Consider the following 25,170-nt stretch of genomic DNA (forward strand, 5'->3'; position numbering starts at 1 on the left):
GTGATGCTTAGTTTTTAGCCACACCGTTTTCGTCCAGGAACCACTGGGACGGCAGGTATGGGTATACGCGGTAGTAGTCGTAAGACCAGGTCTTCGGTGTTTCGAAGTTGCCCAGCTTGTTGCTGCGGTAGATTGGGTTAACCGCTTTCACAGTACCGATGATGAACAGGTCATCAACAACGCGTTTAGCGATCTCTACGCCCAGCTTGTTGGACGCGTCAGAGCCGGAAGGCAGGGTTACGAAGCGGTCAGCCATCGTCTGCATTTCGTTTACACTCTGAGGTGGCTTCACACCTTCAGCACCGTTGGTGTCACGGTACTGAGCCCACAGCATGCCGGTACGCAGGCCGAAGAAGTTGTCGTAAGGAGGCAGCAGGGTCTGAGTATCGCTTGCCAGAGTCGCCAGCGGACGGCCCATTACCCAGAACAGTACGCTCAGGTCGTTAGCCGTCTGAGAGTTACGGTACTCGTCAGAAGTGACCTCCTTGATGGTTGCTTTCACGCCCACGTCGTTCCAGTTGTTGGCAATGATCTCAACCACTTCGGTTGCAGCGCCCTGAGTTGCGTACTGGATGTTCAGCTCGAACTTCTTACCGGAAGGCAGGTCACGCAGGCCGTCGCCGTCTTTGTCGACTACGCCCGCTTTGTCCAGCAGCCCTTTCGCCAGTTTCTGGTCGTACTGAGTCCACGCGCTCTTCAGATCTTCAGTGACGAAAGATGCGGTGTCAGCGTCGAACGCTGTGTATTGAGTTGGTTTACCCAGGCCGAAGTATGCGATCTCGTTGATCTGGTCACGGTTAACCGCAACAGACATCGCACGACGGAAGTTCACGTCGTTGAATACTGCGCGCTTCTCCATGTCCTTATCGGTCAGGTTGAAGGCGAAGGTGGTTTCACCGATGGTGGGACGCAGTGCGATCTCGTAGTTGCCCTGCTCTTTGTTTTCCAGCAGTACCGGAGCCTGTGGCAGGTTAACGGCCTGAGACTTGTAGTCCACGTCGCCTGCGATCAGCTTAGCGGTCTGGATGTCCTGGTCGCCGATGAATACTTCGTTGATTTCGTTGATGTATGGCAGCTGGTTACCCGCAGTATCAACCTGGAAGAAGTATGGGTTGGCAACCAAACGACGACCTTCCAGCGTCTCTGCTACAACCAGGTGAGACTCCAGGGTTGGGGCGATTGCAGTGAAGCCCGCTTTAACCAGGCGGTCGGACGCCGCTTTGTCTTTCAGTAGCGGCGTTGGCACATCTTTCCAGTCAGACTGTCCGTAGTAGAAGTTGATTACCGCGTAGCCGTTATCGAAGCCCAGTTGTTTAGCCAGCTTGTCAGCGTCTTTGTTGAATTCAGGGTGGAACTTGGACAGCAGGTGCTTAGGCTGGAATGGCTGTGCGTAGTCCAGTGCGAAGTTAGCCAGCAGACCAGGTTTTGGCGCGTTCAGCGTGAAACGCACAGTGGTTTCGTCCAGCGCTTCAACTTTCATCGGTTTGCCTTCGGACATGAAACGGTCCTTTGGCTTCTCGATGATGTTGGTGTCCATCAGCATGTTGTTGTACCAGAACGCGATGTCCTCTGCGGTGAAGGCAGCACCGTCAGACCATTTGTGGCCCTTACGCAGTTCGAACGTCAGCTGAGTGAAGTCTTCGTTCCATGTCCAGGACTTGGCAATGTTTGGTACCACAGTCTGCAGGTCGTCGTTGTAACGTACCAGGTTAACGTGACGCACAGACAGCAGGTCGGACGTACCGGATTCAGTTGCCTTGGAGATACCGTCCAGGACACCACCGTAGATACCGATCTGGCCGTACGGTGCTACTACCAGAGGCTCAGCCGGTAGACGCTTAGCCAGAGGCATCAGGTCAGGGTTACCGGCGATGCGTGCATTCAGCTTAGCGATAGCAGGGTTCTCGGAGAAAGACATCGCACAGCCGTACTTCTGTTCAAACTCAGTGCGTTCAAACAGGTGCGGGAATGCACCACCTTCATTCGGACCGGATACTGATGGGCAAGCGGCCATTACGTTGGTAGCCAGCAGCGCAGCTGCGCCTGCGAACAGTAACTTAGACATGGTTTGATTCCTGAATTTTTAGGTTTATCAAAGGGTTAAAGTAGGAGCTTCGGTTTCGGTCAATTGCCAGTTCAAGGTATTCCAGCCGCGTTGGCTGGCGATCTCTGAAAGCTTGGTATCCGGATTGGTTGCCACCGGATTGGGCACCTGCTCGAGCAGAGCCAGGTCGTTGATCGAATCGCTGTGGAACAGGGCATCGGTCAGATTTTCGTTTTGTTCTTCGCACCAGATCGCCAGTCGCTGCACCTTGCCTTCGCGGAAGGACGGGATGCCGTCGATGGCGCCGGTGTAGTAACCGTCGTAGTTCTTCACCAGATCGATCGCCAGGACGTCTTCGACGCCCAGCTCGTGTGCCACCGCTTTCACGATAAAGGTCACGGTGGCGGAGATGATCAGCGGGCGGTGACCCTGTGCCTTAAGCGCCTGCAGCAGTACACGGCCTTGCGGGTAGATGCGTGGGCATACGTAACTGCTGACATAGTCCGGCAGCAGGGCGTCGATCTCATCGCTGTGCAGGCCGAGCACCGGCTCCACCAGAAACTCAACGTATTCGTTCATGGAGAGCTGTTCGTTGTTGTACAGCTCCATCATCAGCGCATCGCGGCGGATGTAGTCTTCGTCTACCAGACCACGATCCTGCAGGTAGCTGCAGAACAGAGAAGCGGAGTCGCCCGCCACCAGGGTTTCGTCCAGATCAAAAATTGCCAGTGCCATTACAGTCCCTTCTCCACACTCAGCAGGCCTTCGGTAACCGGTTTGCCGTGGTTGTTGATACCCAGCAGCTCACACACCACACCGCACAGTTCCAGCTGCTGCGGATCTGCACCGCGGCTGTGGCTGAAACCATCGCCGATCACAAACAGCGGGACTTCACGCTCTTCCGGCAACGTGCCGCCGTGGCTCTTGTCTTCGTTCATGCCGTGGTCGGCGGTGATCAGGATCTGATAGCCCTCTTTGATCCAGGCGGGCAGATGATCAGACAGTGCTGCATCGGTGCGGCGGGCGGTGTTGCGGTAATGACCGCTGTCGATGCCCGCGCGGTGGCCGGCATCGTCGATGTTCATCGGGTGTACCAGCAGAAATTCCGGGTTGTAGGTACGCAGCAGGTGCTCGGCATCCAGGAACAGATGGGAATCCGGGTAGTGGTCTTCGTGGTAGAAGATGCCGTACGGGATCATCTGTTCCGGGTCGAAGGTGTAACGGTCGCGGATGGCGTCGTACGGGGTGCGGTTGTACAGCTCGCTCACCCAGTTATACGCCGCGGCAGCGGTGGTCAGGCCTGCGTTACGCGCAATGCTGAAGATGCTCTGCTGGTTTGAATTACGGGTCACATGGTTATGCACGATACCGCTGACCGTAGGAGCAACGCCGGTCAGGATCGCTTCGTACAGCGGACGGGACATGGAAGGCAGTTCGCATTCCATCTTGTACAGGGTCGCAATCCCCTGCTCTTTCAGTGCCTGAAGGTAACCCATGCAGGTCTCACCGACCTGATAGTTGAGACCGTCCAGCACAACCAGAATGACTTTCTTAGACATAGAAACCTGTAGCTCAGCCTTTAGCTGCCCGCGTGTTATGGATTAGGTGTAAGCGGACAGGCGTTGAAAACAGGGCCCAAGATACGGTTGCTGTGTGACTGGCCTGTGTAGGAAATAAGTAAAAATGATGAAACCTGATGGATTGGAGTTATATGTATAACTGCTTCTTGGGTTTTGTAACCAAATTGATGTTTGAACAGGGGGGCATTAAAGCCGTTGAAATATAAGGGGGAATCACGATCCGTTGTGTTGGATTAGGCGTGGAGAAGCGATTGGGTTCGCGATGGGGTGCCAGGATTGGCTGTAACAAAGGCACTTTCTAAGGGGCACTTCTCGGTTGTTTTATGGGGGGCTTTCACCGCTGTTTCAAACGCTGAAGCGTGCGACAAGGTGCTGGTAAGGAGTTGTACTGCAAAAAATGGTATATAATTTCCATCTTTTGAGCGGCCCAAGCAGCTGGCCGGGTAGTCCTGAGTAACAAGACCGGATTGATGCAAAGATTAGCGTGGGATGAAGGAATGAGTGTCGGGGTCGAGGCGATCGACAACGACCACAAGCAGCTCCTGGCACTGATTAACGAAATCTCCGATGCCATCGATCGGAACAAGGCCCCTGCCGTTATTGAGGATGTGTTCGCCCAGCTTGAGGCGTATGTGGTTGAACATTTCTCCCGTGAAGAGGCGCTGATGCGCCAGTGCCGCTATCCCGATCTTAAAGCCCATATCAAACAGCACCGTCAGTTCACCGCCAAGGTACCGGAATTAAAGCGGGAACTGCTCAATGCCGATTCAACGGAAGTGGCGGCGGAAATCAACCTGTTCCTCTTCGACTGGCTGATGAACCACATCGTCGGTGAGGATATGTGTTTTGCGCAGCTGGCCCACGATTCCGGTCTCAGCACCACGAAACAGCGAACGCCCTCTTATCTGCGCCGTATGACATCCTGGTTGGGCAACCGCCTGACTTTAGGTCGCAGGATCTTCCTTACGGCATTGATCCCGATTGTCGGCGTCAGTCTACTCAGCGTGCTGGTGCTGTGGATAAGTGTTCAGCGCTTTTACCATGTGCAGCAGTTGATGGGGGTGACCGCGATTGTGCAGGAGATCAATGACCTAAGCCATCAGCTGCAAATGGAGCGCGGCTTGAGTGCCGGGGTGATCTCCAGTGAATACGTTGCTTTTATGCCCTCCCTGCAGTCGCAGCGCCAGCTGACCGACCAGGCTGTAGTTGACTTTCTGCTGCAGCTGCAAGGATTGCCGGACCTGGATCCCCTGCTGGCTGCGCAAATTCAGATCACCCGCCATAAGCTGGATGAGCTCGCCGGATTAAGGGAACAGATCGACAGTGGTTCGCTGACGGTGATCCAGTCTCTGGGTTACTACTCTACGTTGATCGACAGTTTGCAGAAAATACCTGAAGGTACACTCAAGCTGGGGATGGACTCGGATCTGGTCAACTCCATGACGGCATACACCGCGCTTTTGCATATGAAAGAAGCAGCGGGTGTACAACGGGCGATCGGTACCCAGGCAATTTTGCAAGGCGAGTTCTCGCCGGGATTGTACCAGCGTTACGCCAGCCTGCTCGGCGAGCAGCGTAGCTTTAGCAAAGTATTTAATCAGTTTGTGAGCCCCGAGCAGCAGCAACTCTGGCAGGACCATATCCAGAGCCCAGAGGCGCTCCGGATGCAGGGGTTCGAGAGCCTGATCGACCGTGCGATACAGGATGGTCGGCTGTCCACGCTGGACAGCCTGCGCTGGTTTGAGGTGACCTCCGCGCGCATTGAAGGCCTGAAAACACTGGCCGATCAACTGGGTGAGGTGATCGACGCCCGGGCAATTGCACAGGTGAATGAACTCAAGTGGGGACTGGTTATTACCACGATCACACTGTTGATCATTCTGAGCCTGACAATTCTGCTCTCCTGGCTGCTTAACCGCAGTGTGATCGATCCCGTACGCAGGATGACCCGTGCCATGACACGCTTGGCGGAAGGCGAACGGGATCTGCGTTTTACCGAGCACTTTGCACGGGACGAACTGGGGCGGATGGCCGCGGCGTATGAGGCGTGTCGTCGTAGCCTGCTGCGGGCGGATGTGGCTTATACTGTGAGCAACCATCGACAGCAGGTAGAACTACAGGCCCGTATTCGAGAGAAGGAGCGTTTTCGGGTGCTTGCTTCCACGGACCCTCTGACCGGCGCGATAAACCGGCGCAAGTTCACCGAACTGGCGGAGAATGAGATAGAACGTGCCGAGCGCTATAGTCGGCCGTTGTCGGTGATGATGCTGGATCTTGACCATTTTAAACGGGTTAACGATACCTATGGTCATGCCGCTGGGGATGATGTGCTGCGTGCGTTCTATCAAACCTGCTACGGTAAGGTGCGCAGCACGGATATTGTCTCCCGCCTGGGCGGTGAAGAGTTCGCGATATTGATGCCGGAAACCGACATGAGACAGGCCTTGGAATTGGCTGCACGTATTCGTTACGCCATCAGTCAGTTGGTGGTCAAAGTGGGCACTCGCGATCGGGTGAATACTTTGACCGTCAGCATTGGTGTTACCGCTTGGGATTGTGCCCAGGCTCAAACCATCAGCGATATGCTGGAACAGGCCGATCAGGCACTGTACTACGCCAAAGAGTTGGGGCGTGACCGCGTGGTTGGGTACGACGAACACTGTCAGCTGGAAACCGGCAAAGCACGGGCGTTAGATGTATAGCCCCCCAATCTTATCGATTGGTTGTGTGCTTTAAAGTGATACTTTAAACACGAAGATGGTGTTTTTAAGGTGTCATTAATTGACTTTCGTCATTAACGGGCAAGCCGCGCCTCTCCTATCATTAAGTCAGACCCACCGATCCCCATCCGAACCGGATCAGAGATCGCATTCCGCATACCAATGGGCTGATCCCGATAGCCGAGGTTTACACCGATGATTAATGAGCCAAACTCAACAGGTGCAGGAAGCAACGAAGATCCATTGACGGACTTTTCCAACTGTCACGTAGGCATTATCAAGAACTTCGAGCGTCTGCGTAAGCTGGCGGAAACCGAGATTGCAGTACCTGTGCAAGCGGAGGTGAAGGACGCCGCCAAACGTTTACTGGCGTTTTTCCAGGACGTGGTGCTGGAGCATCACTCCGAAGAGGAACAGGAGCTGTTCGCAGAGGTCACGGATTCTGCCCGCCATGGCGGCGATGATGCAGCCAAAGCGCTGGCGATGATCGATCAGCTCACCAAAGAGCATCGCTCGCTGGAGGCTCAGTGGAAAGCGATTCAAGCGGATATCAAACTGCTCTCCAAAGGCAAGCCGGCAACGCTGGATCAGGATGCCGCCGCGAAGCTGGCGACGGAATACCTGGCGCATGCCAACTTCGAAGAGCAGGAATTTCTGCCGCTGTCCGCCAAGATCCTGGGCGAGCGCGGCTTGTCTTCCCTAGGGCTGTCCCTGCATATGCGTCACACCGATGTAAGCATCCCGAACTACATTTAAGCACTCCATATCGCTCTCCTTCGGGCGGTGTATCAAACTGTCATGTTAATACACCGCCGTTCTCTTATATTCATATTAAAACGAACGTTTGATCGCTTTCTGTGCAGTCGTTTATCACAGGCAGCCTGCCCCTGATCTTGCTAGGTACTTTGCGTTCGCAAAAACATGAAGAAATACCTTAATTTCCCTGGCTTTTGGGGAATTTTCCTGCGCAAAGTGGTATGTTTGTCGGATAGGGGTGGGCTGTTTTATTGCGGTCCCGGTGACACCGCCCCACTTTGGGATAGGTTATACTCTAACGGTTGCTGCGTTAGAATTGATCATTCAATAACCACGGTATTTTTGGGTAGATTTTCCGCTGTATGGCTGAGACAAAAAGGACTTTAGATTCAGATTGCGGGCCTTGCCTGAGGACGTATATCGTCTTGCTGCTAGGGCTATTCCTGCCCGGCTTGGTGTTGGCAGCAGACACGCTGGCAGTGATCTATCCCGAAGCGCCTCCGCCTTATAAGCAGGTATTTGATCAGATCGTAGAGGGCATTGAAGCACGCCATACCGACCGCCTGCTGCGCTATCCCCTGGAGAAGAATTACAGCCGCACTTACCTCTTGAGTCAGCTCGAAGCGGACCGGGTTGATATGGTGGTTACCTTAGGGCGTCGGGGGTACTCATTGATCGGTGAGCTGTCTGGCAAATACCCCCTCGTCAGTGGTGCACTTCCGCTTACTCCTGCCAATACTGTGCCCGGTGTCAGCCTGATCGCGGACCCCGATACATTGTTCAGCCAACTGCGCAATCTCTCGCCAACCACTCAACGTATCTTTGTGCTCTTCACCGATAAATCCCGTTGGATGGTCGAGCTTGCGCAGAAGTCGGCTGCGAAAAAAGGCTTTGAGCTGAAGGCACAGAGTGTGAATAGCCTGTCTGACGCGGTGCGGGCCTATCAAGCGATATTGGATGGCGCGCAGGCGGAAACCGATGCGATTTGGCTACCACTGGATAAGGTGACATCAAATGAAACTGTCATCTTGCCGATGCTGCTACGTGAAGCCTGGGATCGACGCCTGGTGCTGTTTTCCAGCAAGCCGTCCCACGTTAAACGGGGCACCCTGTTTTCGATCTATCCGAACAATCAGCAGTCAGGTGAACGCCTGGCCGAGATGGTAAAAGAGTTGTATCTGGGCCGCGCCGCGCCGGGAGTAGAGCCTTCACGTTCCCAGAATGTGGGGGTGAACCTGCGTACCGCTGTGCACTTGGGGCTGGAGTACAGCCCGAGCCTGACACGCTCTTTCTACCGTACGTTTCCTCAACCCTGATGATTAGGTAATTACCGTGCTCTTAGTTGGTAATCAAAATAGTCTGAGAAAACAGTTACTGACGTTTCTGGGAGTCTCTATTGCGCTGCTCTCGGTGACCAGCTCGATTGTGGCTGCATGGATCGCTGTTAATCAGTCTCGTCAGGTACTGGAACACCACTCATTGCAGATCGCCGGAAACCTGGCGCACCAGAGCTTACTTTCGCTGATTACTGAGAGCAAGGAGAACGCCGAACCCGCCTTGGATCAGGCGATGTCGTTCAATGACGTGTCCGGCGTGGCGATCTTCACCGAACGTATGTCCGTGTTGCAGCAACGCGGCGAGATCAATTGGCAGACGGATAACCTGCCGGTCTGGTTTGCGGAAGAGAAACCGACGTTAGCGGCAGACCGGGCCGATCACTGGATTATCACAGCGCCCGTGTATCTGCAGGAAGAACAGGGTGATTACGCGGAATTTGAGCTGGCTGGCGATAAGAAGCAACTCCTGGGGTACGTGATGATCAACGTGTCCAAGGATTCGTTGCAGTCGCTGACCACCAACCTGTTCAGCTACAACCTGATGATCGGTTTGGTATTTGCCACCCTGCTGCTGTGGTTGCAAAACGCGGGTCTGAAACGGATTACCCGCCCGTTGCTTAATCTGTCGCATAGCATGAACGAGGCGCGTACCACAGGCGAACACAACTACGCCAACGTTGAGGGGCCGCTGGAGGTGCGTCAGATTGCGGAAAGCTACAACGCGATGATGCAGGTGCTGGAGCAGCAGGAAGACAAGCTGGTGAAACTCAACAGCGGTCTGGAGACCGAGGTTGCTATTCGCACCAAGGAACTGACCCATGCTCGTGACACCGCGCTGGTGGCGGTGCGCACCCAATCGGAGTTTCTGGCCAATATCAGTCACGAACTGCGTACCCCACTGCAGGCTACCATGGGCTATATCGAACTGGTCATTGAAGAACTCGAAGATGAGGCGATGGATGAGCCGGTGGAAGACCTACGCGAAGCCATGCGTGCTTCCACCCGCTTGTTGGCGCTGATCAATATGATTCTCGATCTGGCCAAGTGTGAATCGGGCAAGATGGAGCTGATGCCGCAGGAGATCAGCCTGCATAGCCTGACCCAGGAAACCGAAGCGGTGATTCGTCCGTTGGCATCCAAGAAACAGAATACCTTCAAAGTCTATCTGCCGGAGGATGATCCGGTATTAAACGTCGACAAGGAAAAAGCACAGCAGGTGCTGCTGAATCTGCTCTCTAATGCCTGCAAGTTCACCGAAAAAGGCACGGTCTTGCTGTCTGCGTCGGTGGATGACGGATTTGTGGTCTGGCAGGTGTCGGATACCGGTATCGGCATTCCAAAGAACCAGCAGAACATGATCTTTGATAAATTCCGTCAGATCGATGGCAGTGTGAAGCGCAAATACGGCGGCACTGGCCTTGGCTTGGCGATATCCAAACATTTCACGGAGATGATGGGCGGTGCGCTCGATGTGTTCAGCGAAACCGGGCAGGGAACCACCTTCGTCTTCAAATTGCCACTGGCAGCACCGGCAGATCCTGTCTCGCAGAATCTGCTATCTAAGAATTCAAGCAGTACAGACCTGGAAAAACTATGATGAATAAGTTCTCTTTTCTGGCTCTGACCTCAACTATCTGGACCGCAGCAGTGATGGCTGGCGGAGAGAATCAGTTCACGGATGGCGACGAGTTTGCAGATTTCTACGGTCAGGATGAGCTTGTAAGCATTGCGACAGGTACCAGTACACCGATCAGTAAGGCGCCGTCGGTTGCCAGCGTAATCTCCGCTGAGCAGATCGAAGCGATGGGCGCAACCCACCTGGACGAAGTCCTGGAGAGGATCCCCGGTCTACACGTAATGCCGTCGGACTTGAACCGCCTGGATCCGGTGTATTCGATACGCGGTATTCAAACCGGCTTTAATCCGCAGATACTGGTGTTGATGAATGGTGCTGAAGTGAAGGATTACCTGAACGGTGGCCTGCCATTTACCTTCCAGATGCCACTTAGCAATATCAGCCGTATAGAGGTAATTCGTGGTCCAGGTTCTGCGGTATACGGTGCTGATGCTTACAGTGGAGTGATAAACATCATCACCAAAACCGCGGCTGAAAACGAAGCAGGTGCAGCGGGTTTTCGGGCAGGCAGCTTTCAAAGCCGTGATATATGGGTGCAGAAGGGCTTTCAGACTGAAAATTTTGAGATCTCATTTTCCTTAGAGAACCTGCGATCCGATGGTGATGATGGTCGTATCGTGACTGCAGACGCGCAGACCACTTGGGATAATTTGAACAGCACAAACGCTTCATTGGCACCAGGTGCTTTGAGCACGCATTACGATGTCACCAATATGCATCTTGACGTTAGTACCGGCAACTGGTCTTTACAAAACTGGTTTTGGCAGCAGGATCAGGGGGGGTTGGGTCAGGGTGGTGCACAGGCATTGGATAACCGTGGCTACCAGGATGCCACCCAGTTACTCAGCCACCTGAACTATGATCGGGATCTCAGCGATACCTTAAAACTGGAAGCAGACCTGTCTTACCAGCGTAGTGAAAGTGATTCATTGTTCTACCTGTTTCCAGCAGGCAGTACCTTAACAATTGGCAGTGATGGCAATATCGCCTCTACAGGGAATCTGGTGACATTCACCGATGGATATATCGGTAATCCACAAGTTGTTTCTGAGAATGTGAGTGCCGAGCTGACCACGCTCTATAACGGCTTTCAGGATCACTCTTTGAGGTTATCCACTGGTTGGTCTGAGAGCCGGGTGGAAGCGGAAGAGCACAAGAACTATGGTCCAGGTGTTATCGACGGAGCATCCTCCCCAGTTGACGGTACCCTGACCAATGTAACCGGTACCGATGATATCTTCCTGCAGGATCAGACTCGTGAGTCTTACTTCGTATCGGCGCAGGATCAGTGGCAGCTGAATAACGACTGGTCCTTCACTGCCGGTATTCGTTGGGATCAATTTGAGGATTTCGGTAATGCAACAACACCCCGTTTGGCACTTGTGTGGGAACCGTTGCACAACCTGACCACCAAGCTGCTGTATGGTGAAGCGTTTCGGGCGCCATCTTTTGCAGAACTCTATTTCCAGAACAACCCATCGGCACTGGGTAATCCAAACCTGAAGCCGGAAGAGATTAAAACCTGGGAATTGGCGCTGGACTACCGTCCAAGCTTTGAGACGGGAGTGAAACTGAGCTTTTTTAACTATGAAGCAACCGATCTGATCGCGATCGTGGCGCAGGGTAGTACTCGCCAGTATCAGAATGCACGTAATCAGGATGGCTACGGTCTCGAATTGGAGCTGGATTGGGACGCTACCGAAGCCCTGAATCTGAATGCTTCCTATGCGTGGCAGCACTCAGAAGATGCTGATACCGGTGAAGACGTTGCCGACGTCCCAGAGCATACAACGTACCTGGATATCAATTACCGCTTCAGCCGGGATTGGAGAGGGTCATTACAACACTATTGGGTGGGTTCACGCAGTCGTGCAGAAGGTGATAGCCGGCCTGACATTGATGATTATCATTGGGTGAATGCACGAGTGACGCGCAGTTTTAACAATGATCGCCTGAAACTTTCGATAATCGCTAAAAATCTGTTTGATACGGATGCCCGCGAGCCGTCCAGCGCACTGATTCCAGGAGATTACCCGCTGGAAGGACGCAGTATCTGGGGCGAGATAAAGTACAGCTTCTGATAGATAGAAGCCGCTGAACAAGGAGAGACCCGCCGTTATGGCCAAGGTTGATGTAAAGCGCCGTGACGATCAGTTCTCTGACAAAGTTGAAACGGCAATCTGGAAAGAAAAACCTTCGCAGGACAATCCGTTTCATGCCGAAGAGGCTCGCTGCTTTGGCTATGATCATCTGGCACTGGTGAACAAGAAAAGCTTTGCGGAGGTCTTTTTTTTGCTGTTTCGCGGTGAGTTGCCGGATGAAGCGCAGAAAACGCTGTTCGAGTCATTGCTGATCAGTGTTATTCATCCTGGTCCACGTCATGTAGCCTCGCGCGCAGCGATGAATGCCGCGGTCAGCAAGACCCATGTCAGCCATATCTTGCCGTTGTCGATGAACGTGATGGCGGGGGAATGGCAAGGCAGCCGGGAAGTATTCCAGGCGATGAAATTTCTGTCTAGAAACCTCCAGAGTAAGCCGGAGGTTTGTGCTCAGGACAGAATATCGGCCCTCGCAGGTGCTGATCGGGAAGGTGACCAAACCGTAGCACCGGGGTTCGGTTCGAGTTATGGCACTGCTGATACCTATGCGCAAAAACTGGCTGACAATCTCTTCGCACACTGTGTGACAGGTGAAAGCATGCAATGGGCTCGTCGGTTTGTGACCTCTATCCATGACGCCGGCGCTGGTTGGCGCGTTACCGGGCTGTTTGCCGCAGCACTCTGTGATCTGGGTTTCACTCCTTATCAGGGGGAGCTTTTGTATCAGATTGCTACGGCACCGGGTATCGCCGCTCAAGCGGCAGAAAAGTCCGATCAGCCTATTACCGCGATGCCGTTTGTCTCGGATCAAAATTACACCATCGAGGGGGAGTGAATTATGCCACAGGATGTTGTGAATACCCCTTATGCGCTGTGGGAAGAGAATCGCAACCGCATCGTAAGCCACCAAGGTGGATGGGTGATTGGTAAGGGCGTTTTCAACCATGGCTATTCCATGATGGACGATCTGGTCGGGGAGATAACCTATTTTCAGCAGATCTTTCTGAACCTTACGGGTAAGTTGCCGGATAAGCGCTTGGGGGATTGGCTGGAAGCGGGTTATATCTGCTTTAGTTGGCCTGATGCCCGAATCTGGTGTAACCATATGGCAGCGTTGTCAGGCACATCCCGTGGTGCAATTGTGTCCGGTGTCAGCTCCGGCATTATGGCTGCTGACTCTTTAATGTATGCCACCGGCGTGATGGTGCGCTGCCATGACTTTATAGCAACAGCATTGAAGGAGAAGCGGGCAGGGGCAGCGGTCGAGGAGATCGTAAAACGCCACCTGTCTGCTAAAAATGAGTTGCCTGGTTATGCGCGTCCGATAGCCAAAGGTGATGAGCGTATCGACGCGATGCAGAGAGTGTGTCGCAAACTCGATATCACGATGGGTGAGCATGAAGCGCTGGCTTACGAGATCAGTGACTACCTCATTGAGGAACACGATGAGTGCCTCAACTATGGCGGCTATCTGGTCGCATTCCTGGCCGATCATGGCTTTAGTGGAATTGAAGTGGAGCGGCTGATCAGTACGGCGGTCGCGTCAGGGTTACAGGCGTGTTATGTGGAGGCCTTGGAACGGCCCGAAGGCTGTTTTCTGCCGATGCGCTGTAGCGATGTGGTCTATACAGGTCCAGAGGACCGTGAGCTGCCTTGATGAGCTCACAGTCGTAAAGGGCTGGTTATTTTGAAGTTGCCAGTCCTTTAATCCGCTCACCCATCGGAGGGACTTCTTCCGGATCGATCCGCACATCAATAATGGTTGGTCCCCGCTTTGCAAACAGGCGCGTAAAGTCAACCGCCTCCAGTTCTCGCGGCGATTCCACGACAATCCCTTCGATGCCCATCGCTTCGGCCATCAGGGCGAAGTTTATTTCCGGTAAGGCGAAACCGGTCTGTTCGGCGCCTCCCAAACGTTGCCCGTGTTTAACCATACCCAAAGCGTTGTCGTTCAGGATGATCATTACCAGCGGCAGATTTAGCTGAGCAGCAACAGTGATCTCCTGTCCCGACATTAAATAGCTGCCGTCACCGGTGATGCAGATATGCGGTGCCTTAGGATTGCTGACCGCGGAGCCGACAGAGGCACTGATCGCCCAGGTCATGGAGCCGTAGGCCATGGCGATGCGAAACAGGCCTCGGTTGTCACGGCGTTGCATGTACCGAATAGACCAGGCCCAGGCGTTGCCCGCGTCTATGAATATACGCGTATTGTCAGGCAGCGCTTGGGACAGCGTATGCATTACCCGCTGGGGTTTGATCGGGACTGCGTTATTGGTGGCGGCTGCCTGCTCCTCCAGACTTAGCATCGGTATGGATGATACGGATTGCCGCAGGTCCTGCCACTGCTTGCCTTGGGAACGCAAAATGGCCGCGTGGGTGGACAGTTGTGTCAGAATTTCAGGCAGTGAGCCACAAACATGCAGGCAGGCTTCAGGCGTTTGCATGAACGCGGCACTGTTGTCGTCGATATGCACCATCTTGTTGTTGAGGAGCTTGGGTTCCCAGCCGCTGGTACCCAGTTCTCCTGCTTGTGTGCCCAGTGCCAGTAACAGATCGTACTGTTGCTCCATAATCAGCGCTCGGGCTTTGGGGTGACCAGAAAAGCCGAATACACCGCAGTAGCGGGGATGGGTTTCGTCCACCCAGCATTTTCCGGTTGGCTCGGAAATAATGGCTGCATTGGTTTGATCGGCAAATTGCGTCAGTTGATCTGACGTTAAGTGGCAGTTCTCACCCACGTAGATCAGTATTCTCTCTGCTTCATATAACTTCGTCTTCAGCTGCTCCATCGCCATCGGGGAGTTCAGCTGAAGTGTTTGGTTAAACAGGTCCGGATTGATGCGAAGTGGCTCGCTGAGTGCCGTATTGACGATGTCTGCGGGCAAACTCAGATGCACAGGGCCTTTCGGTGCGGTATTGGCAATCAGCAGCGCGTTGATCAGTTTGTGCTTCAGCTGATCCGGGTGGGATACAAGCGTGCTGTACTTGGTGCAGTGATTAAACATGCCCACAACGTCAATCGCCGAGCAGGAACTGTCCTGCAGCGTTTTGCGGCCAAACTTGGCCCGCGGGGTCTGGGCGGTTAGCACCAGTAACGGCAGGTTCTCTTCGTAGGCGTTGGCGACGCCGGTTATCAGGTTCGTTGCACCGGGACCGGTGGTAGAGCAGCAGACACCAAGGCGGCCTGATTCACGGATACTGCCATCGGCCATAAACGCCGCGCCAGTTTCATGGCGTGAGACGACCATGGTTGGACCCGATCCGCTGCGCTCTGCACGGGCTACAGCGTCAAAGAAGGGTTCGATGGAGCCCCCCGGTACGCCAAAAATATGGTTGACACCTGCTACCGAGAGGTATCGAACGATCAAATCGCCGTAGGTTTCGGGCTCTGTTTGATAGCTGCTGGTGTCCCGATCCATTCGGCTGTCCAGGGATGGGGTGTGTGGCATATCCATTGTGCAAAAATCCATGTTGTTATTAGATTCAGCTAACCAGAACAGCGACTAGCAGCCTTATCTGTGCTGATCATACCTATGTTTCGGGCATTAAATGTATTTAGTCATCGGAGCCATCCTGGATCGCACCGGCTACTTCCTGTAATTCCGTGGGGGTGTCTTGGCTGGCTGAAAACAGCTCTGATAGTGGTTTAGGTTTGCCAAGATGGTAACCCTGCGCGTAATCGACCTGAATATCCCGCAGCAGGTTGAGAGTTTCTTCGTTCTCGACAAACTCCGCCACCGTTTTCTTGCCGAGTGCGAATGCCACTTCCCGAATGGATTTCACCAGCGCGCGGTCGATGCTGCTATTGGTGAGCTCACGCACGAAGGAACCGTCAATTTTTACGGTTTCCGCAGGCAGGTTCTTGAGATACGAAAAAGTGCTGAATCCGGTACCGAAGTCATCTATCGAGAATGCACAGCCCATCTCCGACAGCTGCTCCACCATGTATTGGGTTGCGCTAAGGTTGGATAGGCTGGCACTTTCCGTAAGCTCGAAGATGACGCGACTCGCAGCAACGTTATACTGCTTCAGCTTTTCCTGGATCAATGGGACGAGGCGTTCGTTACGGAACGCGTGGGCGGACAGGTTGATCGCGATCTTTCTCAGTTGTGGGTATTCGGATAAAGAGCGGATCGCCTTGCTGATGACATGCTGATCAAGCAGTGCGATATCTTCAAAGCGTTCCAGCGCCGGAATAAAGTCGCCCGGGTAGATTACTTTGTCATCGATCTCCAGGCGGACAAGGGCTTCGTAATACGCCACCTGGTTGGACGCGATATGGTAGATCGGCTGGAAGTGAAGAATCAGTTTATCCTGCGTGATGGCGTGTTGCACCGCGTGCAGCCACTGCATGCTGGATTTGACGTCATCGCTCTCTTTGTCCTCTTCGGTGTAGCTGTGGACGTAGTTTCGCCCATTGCGTTTGGCTACGTAGAGGGCAATATCGGCTTGTTGCAGGTAGAGCTGGGCGTTATCCGCGGCACCATCAATCAGGCTCATGCCGATACTGCAGCTGATTTTGTAGACCTGATCGCTGAAGGTGTACTGGTCCACGGCAACCAGCGCACACAGATCTTCGGCAATACAGTGGGCCTGCTCCAGCTCCGTATCCATCAGGATAACGGTGAACTCGTCCCCGCCAATGCGGCAAAGACGATCGGATTCGCGCAGCCGATGTCGTAGCTTCCCTGCCACGTCTTCCAGTACATAATCGCCCTGGTTGTGCCCCTGCGTATCGTTGATCGCTTTGAAGTGATCCAGATCGATGTAGAGCAGGGTATGTTTGGAACCGTTGGAGCGGGCCAGGGCCGCCGTGCGTGCCAGTTCCGTATCAAAGAAATGGCGGTTGTACAGACCGGTGAGTGAGTCATGCATCGCCAGGTGTTCCAGTCGCTGTTCCGCCAGCTTGCGCGCGGAGATGTCATCGATGGATACGGAAATGGCGATGTTTTCGTTTTCGCGGGTGATACGGTTAAGCCGCGCTTCAACCCAGGCGCCGTGGCTGTATTGGCTGTTGAGTTTGAATTCCAGCCGGGTGCGGGCAATCTTGCGCTCTACGATGTTGTTAATCGCATGCTGCACTTCGCTGACAAAGGTGTGTGTTTCGCGGCAGGCAAATGAGGCCAGTTGCTGGCCGATGGTTTCGGCCTTACTTAGCCCTGTCAGAAGGTGCCATGCCTTGTTGAAGAACACGATTCGTCCCTGGCCATCCAGCTCCAGAACAGCTGTGGTCAGGTTGTTGAGAATACGTTTGTGTTCGCGCGTCTGCATATCGAGCAAGTTTTCATTTTTATGCAGGGATTCGATGGTCTGTGCGAATTGCTCGTTGCTGACGAGGAAGTCTTCCCGGCGGGAAGCAATTTCACAGACTTTGCGGAGCTGGGCATTGCGGAACGGTTTACTGATGAAATCTGAGGCGCCTTTTAACATCAGCTCTTCCGCCAGATCCATGGTGCCGTGCGCGGTCATGATCACGATGGTTTGATCGGGCTTCTCGCTCAGGATTTGCTGCATCACCTCCGGGCCGGACATGCCAGGGAGCATCACATCCAGCAGAATGATGGGGTGCTGTTTGTTACGCCAGAGGTCAAGACCGGTTGGGCCATCCTCGGCGACGTCCACATCAAATCGCCCACGCAGAATACGTTGGATCAACGTAGAGGTATCTTCAGAATCTTCGATCGCCAGAATGCTGGCGTGTCGGTAGCGCGTGGGTGCACTCGGCGGTTCGGTGAGCAGAGTTTCCAGCTGTTCGAATTGGCTGTAGGGGATCAGGTGATCGATATCGAACTCGCGCGCAGTGGTTTCCGCGATCCGCTTGCACCAGGTTGAGGCCACAATAATAAACGGGGTGTGTTCACTGCAGCTGAACACGCCGGACCGCACCATCCGTGCGAGTCGCCAGCCGTCCAGGCCGTCTACATAGATATCGCTGACCACACAACGAATATCCTGTGTTTTTAGCAGGCTGGCCGCCATTGTCCCGCTATCCGCTTCAATCACATCGTAATGCGTATGGGCGGTAATGAAACGTGCCAGGTTTAATCGTTGCTCTTCGTTACCATTTACCAGCAACAGGTGGGGTGAGCCAGTCATCCTGTGACATCCTAAAAAACTAAACACACTCTTACGTGCAGAGACACAACACCACGCCTGAATAGTGTCCTTTTCGAAACCGCATCATAAGGTTCAAAAGGATAATGAGGTGTCTTCTGGTTTCGAGCTATTTAGGTACAACTTTGCAAAAGGAACTTAACCGAATCCAGAGTACCAAAAAAATCTGGAAATGGTAATTAACATGTTTTAAACATCTGTTTGAAAGTTGATCTGTTGTATTCGGCATGCCAATAACACACCAACTATCGAGGGGAAATATAGGCGCAGGCACTAAGATATGCGAGCGATTACTACAAAAAATACTATATATTGTGCGCTATTTGGTCAATCTTTGCATCAATATGCAAAGGTGTATGTGTGATGGCTGTGGTGCAGCGACGGTGTGAATCTATAGACGGTTGAATCTTGCATGCTGGCTAAGGGCGTGAATACTCGCTCTGCATTATCCAGGGAGTCTGGGTAAAGTGGGGCCGCCAATAAAGCTACGCTCCTTGATATCCTTCAACCCTCAGAGTGATCAGGATGCGGGCTTTACATTGTCGATGTTGCACTAGGGGGATGGATTGATTGGGCAGCACGCACACTGTGTCCTGTGATGGTCACGCGGCCGAGGCGCTGCTGGCCGGGCACCAGCGGAAACATTTCCGGCGTACCCTGAATTTTGTCGTTTTGAATCTGGGACCCTATCTGGCGAAGTGGCGTATGCAGGAGGTTCGCGATTTGATGATAAACGCTGACTGCTCGATGGGTGTGATCGCAGAAACCAGTGGTTATCAATCTGAGGCCGCTTTACGGAAAGCCTTCCGCGCCATTGCAGGGTAAACGCCGTGTTCGCGGTAAACGGCTGATTAAACGCGTAAAAAAGGAGTCTTACGACTCCTTGTTCAACTCGTACGGTGTAATCTGGTAAACGTAGTAGTTCAGCCAGTTGGAGAACAGCAGGTGGGCATGACTGCGCCATGAGTTCTTCGGGTGCTGATCTGGGTTGTCACCTGGGAAGTAGTTCACTGGGATAATCGGATCGATCCCCGCATCCTGATCACGCCAATATTCCTGTGCCAGGGTTTCCGCATCGTATTCCGGGTGGCCGGTCACAAACACCTGGCGACGGCAGGAGCTGGCAAACAGGTAGGCACCTGCCTCGTCGGAGGTGGCTAGCATGTTGAGATCTGTGTGGTTGCAGATGAAGTTCACCGGGAAATCTGCGTTACGGGAGTGCGGTACTAGGAACTGGTCATCAAAACCACGGGTCAACGGCTCGTGCGGATGCAGCAGCTGGTGCTCGTAAACCCCGGAGAGCTTCTGTTCACGGGTCTGTTTTGGCAGGTCGTACAGCACTTTCAGCGCAGCCTGGGCAGCCCAGCACAGGAACAGGGTCGAGGTCACATGGTCCTGTGACCAGCGGATGATCTCCTGGATCCTGTCCCAGTAGTGAATATCTTCAAACTGCACCAGACCCAACGGCGCACCGGTGACGATCAGACCGTCGTAGTTTTTATCCCGCACATCGTCAAAGTCGCGATAAAAACTATCGAGGTGCTGGCGTGGCGTGTTCTTGCTTTCGCGATTGTCGATGCGCAGCAACTCGATATCCACCTGCAATGGGGTGTTCGAGAGCATTCGAATCAGCTGGTTCTCTGTCTCAATCTTTTTCGGCATCAGGTTGAGCAGCAACAGCTTCAGCGGGCGCACATCCTGATGAGCCGCCCGGGTCTCGGTCATGACGAAGATGTTCTCACCACTCAGAACATCAACGGCAGGCAGCAGGTCAGGAATTTTAATCGGCATTCTAGTATCACCTCGGACAATCACGCCCCACGGGGTGGTAGGGCTAAATGCAAAGTTAAGCTCTCCAGACTAGTGAATCCTGCGCCGCACATCAACCAAAAGTTGAATAAACACCACAAAGTGCGCGGTTATAGCTTGTATTTGGAGAGATCGTCTGCGAACTCCACCGGTCCCTGGTAGTTTTTGTGGATTTCACGCAGGGTATCGGATTCCCGCTCAAGGGTGCGGAGCATGCGATGGGATAGCACCAGTTTTTTAACGCCGGCCTGTGCGGCAATCTCACCGATACGGGACGGAGGCATATGCAGGCGACGGGCGACACCGATGGCTTCTTCCGGGATGGCGTTGTGGGCCACCAGCAGATCAGCACTGGTGGCGAGTCGTGTCAGGTTGTCGGATATTGCGCTGGTATCTCCGCTGAATACGATAGAGCAGCCCGCCGCTTCAACGCGCCAGGCCACCGCGGGTAGGGGGCCATGGTTGACGTTGAGCCCTTTCAGGGTGACGCGTTCAAGTGACTGGAACCAGACCGTATCTTCTGCATTCACGACTGTGGCGGGCAGTTTGTAGGCCGCGCGTTCGTCATTCACCAGGTAGTTGCTGAGGTAAGACCAGCCCAATCCAAGCAGTGCTTCCTGAAACTTATCCACCGCTGGGAGCAGGTGATTGCCGTACGGGCCGTAAACCGGCAGGTCGCGATCGCGCCCGGTGAAAAATCCGCCTTTCACAAACACCGGCCAGTCCGCACTGTGATCCACGTGCAGGTGGGTAAATAGCACTGCGTCCAGGTCAGCAAATTGGGCACCGGACTTCTCGAAATTCAGGCTACTTCCGCCGCCCACATCAATCATCACGCGGGCTTTGCCATCCAGCCAGACCAGGTAGCTGGTTGAGGCGCGCAGATCATTCAGTTCCGGGCCGCCACTGCCCAATACCTGCAACTGAATCCGCTCGGGATCACATGATTCGGGTGACGCTGCCTGTACAGAAGCGGAAAACGCAAAGGTTGCGAACAGGGGAAGCAGACGCTGGATAGGCATGACGTAATCTCGAGCGGGGTTTTATGTTCGTTGTTTGACTGCAAGAAACCCCATCGGTTCGATCGATTACGACTGAGAACGTTCTTCGGTGGACGGTGCAGCGATATCCAGTAAGGGGGCTGCGTCGAGGTTTTCAGCATCCATCATGGAGGCAACATGCTGCAGCGACGAGAGAATCTGTGTTTGCTCCCACTCCTCCAGGCTTTCCAGGCGTTCGATAAACGCTTCATGCAGCAGTGGCGGTGTATTTAGCAGCACTTCGTGACCCTTCTCGGTCAGGCGTGCATTGACGATGCGCCGGTCGGTTTTGCTGCGTACACGTTCGACCAGTTCACGATCTTCAAGGCGGTTAAGAATTGTGGTGACCGTTGCCTGACTCAGCGAAATGTCGTTCGACAGTGTTTTCACTGTTACGTCGCCCAATTCCTTGATTGCGCGCAGCAGCATGACCTGTGGAATAGTGAGTCCACACGCCTTAACAACACGCTTCGACTGCAGATCCGTTGCCCTGATAATCCGGCGTAGCGAGATCAGAATGCCCTGCCAGTAGGGTGAGTTTTCCATATGCCACTTATCTACATGATTCATAGTGTTTTAACAGAGGCGCAATAGTGCCCGTAATTACGGAAATTTAAAAGTTTGAGCTGGAATCGCTGGATATCAAGCTTTGAGGTCTAATCATTAGAGCACAAAGTTTGAACTCTAAACATTAGGGCTGTAAGATAAATTTTGCAAATTCTGAGAGGTTGCCCACGAACGGACTGGAGACACCATGAAAACAAAATTTATAAAAACAGCTCTTTGCACAGCACTGCCAATGGTCTTGGCGAGCTCCTTCGCCCACGCGGGTGAAGCCTGCGGAAAAGTTACGATTGCAGATATGAACTGGAGCTCGGCGACACTAATAGCCAATGTCGACCGCTTCATCCTGGAGCATGGTTACGGCTGTGATGCCGAACTGGTCCCGGGTGATACCATGCCGACCGGTGCGTCCATGATCGAAAAGAGTGAACCCGACGTTGCACCGGAGATGTGGAGCAACTCTCTGAAAGAAGCGCTGGACAAAGGTGTCGCCGAAAAACGTCTGCGTTATGCGGGTAATTCCCTGTCCGACGGCGGTGAGGAAGGTTTTTGGGTGCCGGTTTACATGGTTGAGAAAGATCCAAGCCTGGCAACCATCGAAGGCATCAAGAAAAATGCCAAGCTGTTCAAGCACCCGGAAGATCCTGATCTGTCCGCGTTTTATGGCTGCCCTGCGGGCTGGAACTGCCAGATCAGTTCCGGCAACCTGTTCAACGCTCTGCACTTGGATGAGTCCGGCTTTGAAATCATTGATCCAGGTTCCGGTGCAGGCCTGGCGGGTGCAATCGCCAAAGCGTACGAACGTCAGGAACCGTGGTTCGGTTACTACTGGGCGCCAACCTCCGTACTGGGTAAGTACGAGATGGTGAAGGTTGATTTCGGCAGCGGTGTGAATAAAGACGAGTTCGTAAACTGCACCACCAGTGAGAACTGCGACGATCCCAAAGTAACCATGTACCCGCCATCTCTGGTACAGACCGTTACCACTGAAAGCTTTGCATCCAAAGCACCCGCTGCATACGACTATCTTTCCAAACGCTCATTCACCAACCAGCAGATGAACGGCTTGCTGGCATGGATGGAAGACAACCAGGCTGACGGTGAAGTGGCGATGGAGTACTTCCTGGTTGAGCACGAAGATATCTGGACCAAATGGGTATCTGCGGACGTGGCGGCCAAAGTGAAAGATGCGCTGTAACGTCGTTTAAGCGTTATATCCATTGCAAAAAGCCCGCGCCCTGCGCGGGCTAGGATCAATATTAGAGGTACTTATGGCGGATTCTGATTGGCTGACCGAAATCCCTCAGCTGGATCGCGCCGACTTGCGAGAAATTCGCAAGACGCTTGACTCAGGTTACAGGGAGTTCTCGCGTGAATATGGCGAACTTATCGAGTCACTCTTTGACCCACTCCTGGCTTTTCTTGTCTGGTTTGAAAAACTCCTGCTGGCAACACCTTGGTGGCTGGTCATCATTGTTGTTGCCGGACTTGCCTACCTGGCCAGCCGTTCTTGGAAGCTGGGCCTGGGTGTCGTGGTTTCGTTCCTGCTGATCGGTTATTTCGGCATGTGGGACAACACCATGCGAACGATGAGCATCATCCTCGTTTGTACGTTAATGGCCATCGCGCTCGGGGTGCCGATAGGAATCTTGATGGCACGTTCTGACCGGACGCAGTCGATCGTCACGCCCGTGCTGGACGTGATGCAGACCATGCCAGCGTTTGTGTACCTCATACCGGTGGTGATGCTGCTGGGGATCGGCAAGATACCGGGTGTTATCGCCGTGATTATCTATGCCATACCGCCGGTGATCCGCTTGACTAACCTGGGGATTCGTCTGGTGGACAAAGATGTACTGGAAGCCGCCACAGCCTACGGTGCAAACCCGATGCAACGCCTGCTGGGTGTGCAGCTGCCGCTGGCGATGCCAACCATTATGGCGGGAATCAACCAGACCATCATGATGGCCCTGTCCATGGTGGTGATCGCATCGATGATCGGTGTAAAAGGTCTGGGTCAGCCGGTACTGAAATCGATCACCAACCAGTACTTCACCTTGGGTTTGCTGAACGGCCTGGCGATTGTTGCTCTGGCCATTATCTTCGACCGTGTCTCACAGGCGTATGCAAAACGGGCCCAGCGTCACATGGAGGGCCTGGATAATGGATGATGTACTGATTCGCGTAGAGAAACTCTACAAGCTGTTCGGTAACAACCCGAAGAAATACATGCCACTGGTGCATGAGGGGAAAACCAAAGACGAAATTCTGGCGGAGACCGGTCACACCCTGGGCTTGAAAGATATCAATCTGAGTATCAATAAGGGGGAGATCTTTGTAATTATGGGACTGTCCGGTTCCGGTAAGTCCACCCTGATCCGTCACTTCAACCGCCTGATCGACCCGACCGAAGGGATGATCAAGGTGGAAGGCACCGACGTGATGCAGTTGGGCACCAAAGATCTTGAGCAGTTCCGCCGTCATAAGATGTCGATGGTGTTTCAGCGTTTTGGTTTGTTGCCGCACAAAACCGTCGTGGAGAACGTGGCGTACGGCCTGAGTATCCAGGGCGTTGGCAAAGCGGAGAGCAAAAAGAAGGCAGTGCAGTGGCTGGATACCGTGGGGCTGGCCGGTTATGAAGACCAGTATCCGGCACAGCTGTCCGGTGGTCAGCAGCAGCGTGTGGGTCTTGCCCGCGCCTTGTGTACCGATGCTGAAATCCTGTTGATGGATGAGGCGTTCTCCGCACTGGACCCGCTGATCCGCTCAGAGATGCAGGACCAGCTGATCGAACTGCAGCAGACGTTGCACAAGACCATCATTTTTATCACCCACGACCTGGATGAAGCATTGCGCCTCGGGGACCGAATCGCGATTCTGAAGGATGGCGAGATTGTGCAGCAGGGGGAACCGGAAGAGATTCTGTTGCACCCGGCCACCGATTACGTGGAAGCCTTTGTGCGTGATGTAAACCGTGCCCGTGCCCTGACGGTTGAAACCGTAATGAAAGATCCGGCCTACCGCATCACCGCAGACACCATTGAAGGCGCCCTGCAACAGATGAAGGGCTTTGATAAGGATTACGGTTATATCGTTAACGAAGAGGGTTATCAGGGCGTAGTCACCGCTGAAAAGCTGGAAGAGGCGTACAGCGCGAACAAGGACGCGCATCTGACCGAGGAGTACTACGAAGAGGTAGAGCCGCTCGAACAGGAAGCCGTACTGGAAACCGTAATACCTAACACCCTGGATGCGGATTATCCGCTGCCGGTGGTGGACGAGGATGGCCAACTGACCGGTCGTTTGACCCGCGGAACCTTGGCTGAAGTGCTGGGTGAAAGTGACCGGGACGACACCAAGACCGGCAGTCGCACCCGCGACGAGGCCGGGAAAAAAGACTAGGCGGCCACGGCCTGCATGTGCGGGAGGATTCCCTCCCGCCTTACCGTTTCAATGCTGATGCAGATC

General features: G+C 53.7%; 19 protein-coding genes. 11 read left to right on the forward strand and 8 right to left on the reverse strand.

The window, feature by feature from the left end; all coding sequences use genetic code 11:
* Positions 1 to 7 precede the first annotated feature (7 nt).
* Genes QKW35_RS07750 through QKW35_RS07760 form a run of 3 tightly spaced genes read right to left on the reverse strand, consistent with a single transcriptional unit; the run spans position 8 to position 3,603 of the window.
* Positions 8 to 2,065 (reverse strand): ABC transporter substrate-binding protein, encoded by a 2,058-nt coding sequence (locus QKW35_RS07750; protein WP_282352058.1) that lies wholly within the window; start codon positions 2,063 to 2,065, stop codon positions 8 to 10.
* A gap of 27 nt (positions 2,066 to 2,092) precedes the next feature.
* Positions 2,093 to 2,779, reverse strand: coding sequence for an HAD family hydrolase (locus QKW35_RS07755; RefSeq protein ID WP_282352059.1), 687 nt, complete (start codon positions 2,777 to 2,779; stop codon positions 2,093 to 2,095).
* The gene (locus tag QKW35_RS07760) at positions 2,779 to 3,603 is read right to left on the reverse strand and encodes an alkaline phosphatase family protein (protein WP_282352061.1); all 825 of its coding nucleotides are present in this window, start codon (positions 3,601 to 3,603) and stop codon (positions 2,779 to 2,781) included. The genes QKW35_RS07755 and QKW35_RS07760 overlap by 1 nt, the downstream gene beginning before the upstream one ends.
* 491 nt (positions 3,604 to 4,094) lie before the next feature.
* Between QKW35_RS07760 and QKW35_RS07765 the strand changes: the two genes are divergently transcribed.
* The 7 genes from QKW35_RS07765 (at position 4,095) to QKW35_RS07795 (ending at position 13,829) form a co-directional block, all read left to right on the forward strand.
* Positions 4,095 to 6,326, forward strand: a complete 2,232-nt coding sequence (locus QKW35_RS07765; protein ID WP_282352063.1) for a bacteriohemerythrin — start codon at positions 4,095 to 4,097, stop codon at positions 6,324 to 6,326.
* 213 nt (positions 6,327 to 6,539) lie between these two features.
* Positions 6,540 to 7,100, forward strand: coding sequence for a hemerythrin domain-containing protein (locus QKW35_RS07770; RefSeq protein ID WP_282352065.1), 561 nt, complete (start codon positions 6,540 to 6,542; stop codon positions 7,098 to 7,100).
* A 425-nt stretch (positions 7,101 to 7,525) separates the two neighbouring features.
* A complete protein-coding gene (locus QKW35_RS07775) occupies positions 7,526 to 8,416 on the forward strand; it encodes an ABC transporter substrate-binding protein (RefSeq protein WP_282352068.1) in 891 nt (296 codons plus the stop codon).
* A gap of 94 nt (positions 8,417 to 8,510) precedes the next feature.
* Complete coding sequence (locus QKW35_RS07780) at positions 8,511 to 10,034, forward strand: sensor histidine kinase (protein WP_282352070.1); 1,524 nt, start codon at positions 8,511 to 8,513, stop codon at positions 10,032 to 10,034.
* Complete coding sequence (locus QKW35_RS07785; protein ID WP_282352072.1) at positions 10,034 to 12,154, forward strand: TonB-dependent receptor plug domain-containing protein; 2,121 nt, start codon at positions 10,034 to 10,036, stop codon at positions 12,152 to 12,154. The genes QKW35_RS07780 and QKW35_RS07785 overlap by 1 nt, the downstream gene beginning before the upstream one ends.
* 37 nt (positions 12,155 to 12,191) lie before the next feature.
* Positions 12,192 to 13,007 (forward strand): citrate synthase family protein, encoded by an 816-nt coding sequence (locus QKW35_RS07790; protein ID WP_282352074.1) that lies wholly within the window; start codon positions 12,192 to 12,194, stop codon positions 13,005 to 13,007.
* A gap of 3 nt (positions 13,008 to 13,010) precedes the next feature.
* Complete coding sequence (locus QKW35_RS07795; RefSeq protein WP_282352076.1) at positions 13,011 to 13,829, forward strand: citrate synthase family protein; 819 nt, start codon at positions 13,011 to 13,013, stop codon at positions 13,827 to 13,829.
* A gap of 25 nt (positions 13,830 to 13,854) precedes the next feature.
* Here QKW35_RS07795 and QKW35_RS07800 read toward each other — a convergent pair whose 3' ends face one another.
* Positions 13,855 to 15,630, reverse strand: coding sequence for a thiamine pyrophosphate-binding protein (locus tag QKW35_RS07800; protein ID WP_282352078.1), 1,776 nt, complete (start codon positions 15,628 to 15,630; stop codon positions 13,855 to 13,857).
* A 100-nt stretch (positions 15,631 to 15,730) separates the two neighbouring features.
* A complete protein-coding gene (locus QKW35_RS07805; RefSeq protein ID WP_282352081.1) occupies positions 15,731 to 18,271 on the reverse strand; it encodes a GGDEF domain-containing response regulator in 2,541 nt (846 codons plus the stop codon).
* A gap of 588 nt (positions 18,272 to 18,859) precedes the next feature.
* Between QKW35_RS07805 and QKW35_RS07810 the strand changes: the two genes are divergently transcribed.
* Positions 18,860 to 19,114 (forward strand): helix-turn-helix domain-containing protein, encoded by a 255-nt coding sequence (locus tag QKW35_RS07810; RefSeq protein ID WP_282352084.1) that lies wholly within the window; start codon positions 18,860 to 18,862, stop codon positions 19,112 to 19,114.
* A 48-nt stretch (positions 19,115 to 19,162) separates the two neighbouring features.
* On the opposite strand, the gene metA is transcribed toward QKW35_RS07810, so the two are convergent.
* The 3 genes from metA to QKW35_RS07825 all read right to left on the reverse strand — a co-directional run bounded on the left by metA (position 19,163) and on the right by QKW35_RS07825 (position 21,684).
* The gene (gene metA / locus QKW35_RS07815) at positions 19,163 to 20,080 is read right to left on the reverse strand and encodes a homoserine O-acetyltransferase MetA (protein WP_282352085.1); all 918 of its coding nucleotides are present in this window, start codon (positions 20,078 to 20,080) and stop codon (positions 19,163 to 19,165) included.
* Positions 20,081 to 20,208: 128 nt separating this feature from the next.
* Complete coding sequence (locus QKW35_RS07820; protein ID WP_282352086.1) at positions 20,209 to 21,120, reverse strand: MBL fold metallo-hydrolase; 912 nt, start codon at positions 21,118 to 21,120, stop codon at positions 20,209 to 20,211.
* A 66-nt stretch (positions 21,121 to 21,186) separates the two neighbouring features.
* On the reverse strand, positions 21,187 to 21,684 hold the full coding sequence (locus QKW35_RS07825) for a MarR family winged helix-turn-helix transcriptional regulator (protein ID WP_282352087.1): 498 nt from the start codon (positions 21,682 to 21,684) through the stop codon (positions 21,187 to 21,189).
* Between the two features lie 208 nt (positions 21,685 to 21,892).
* Here QKW35_RS07825 and QKW35_RS07830 point away from each other — a divergent pair, with 208 nt between their 5' ends.
* The 3 genes from QKW35_RS07830 (at position 21,893) to QKW35_RS07840 (ending at position 25,104) form a co-directional block, all read left to right on the forward strand.
* Positions 21,893 to 22,900 (forward strand): ABC transporter substrate-binding protein, encoded by a 1,008-nt coding sequence (locus QKW35_RS07830; RefSeq protein ID WP_282352088.1) that lies wholly within the window; start codon positions 21,893 to 21,895, stop codon positions 22,898 to 22,900.
* A 73-nt stretch (positions 22,901 to 22,973) separates the two neighbouring features.
* The gene (locus QKW35_RS07835; protein WP_282352089.1) at positions 22,974 to 23,873 is read left to right on the forward strand and encodes an ABC transporter permease; all 900 of its coding nucleotides are present in this window, start codon (positions 22,974 to 22,976) and stop codon (positions 23,871 to 23,873) included.
* The gene (locus tag QKW35_RS07840; protein ID WP_282352090.1) at positions 23,866 to 25,104 is read left to right on the forward strand and encodes a quaternary amine ABC transporter ATP-binding protein; all 1,239 of its coding nucleotides are present in this window, start codon (positions 23,866 to 23,868) and stop codon (positions 25,102 to 25,104) included. Before QKW35_RS07835 ends, QKW35_RS07840 begins: the two co-directional genes overlap by 8 nt.
* Positions 25,105 to 25,170 lie beyond the last annotated feature (66 nt).

Source organism: Pontibacterium granulatum (assembly GCF_029961155.1).
GTDB lineage: Bacteria > Pseudomonadota > Gammaproteobacteria > Pseudomonadales > Balneatricaceae > Pontibacterium > Pontibacterium granulatum.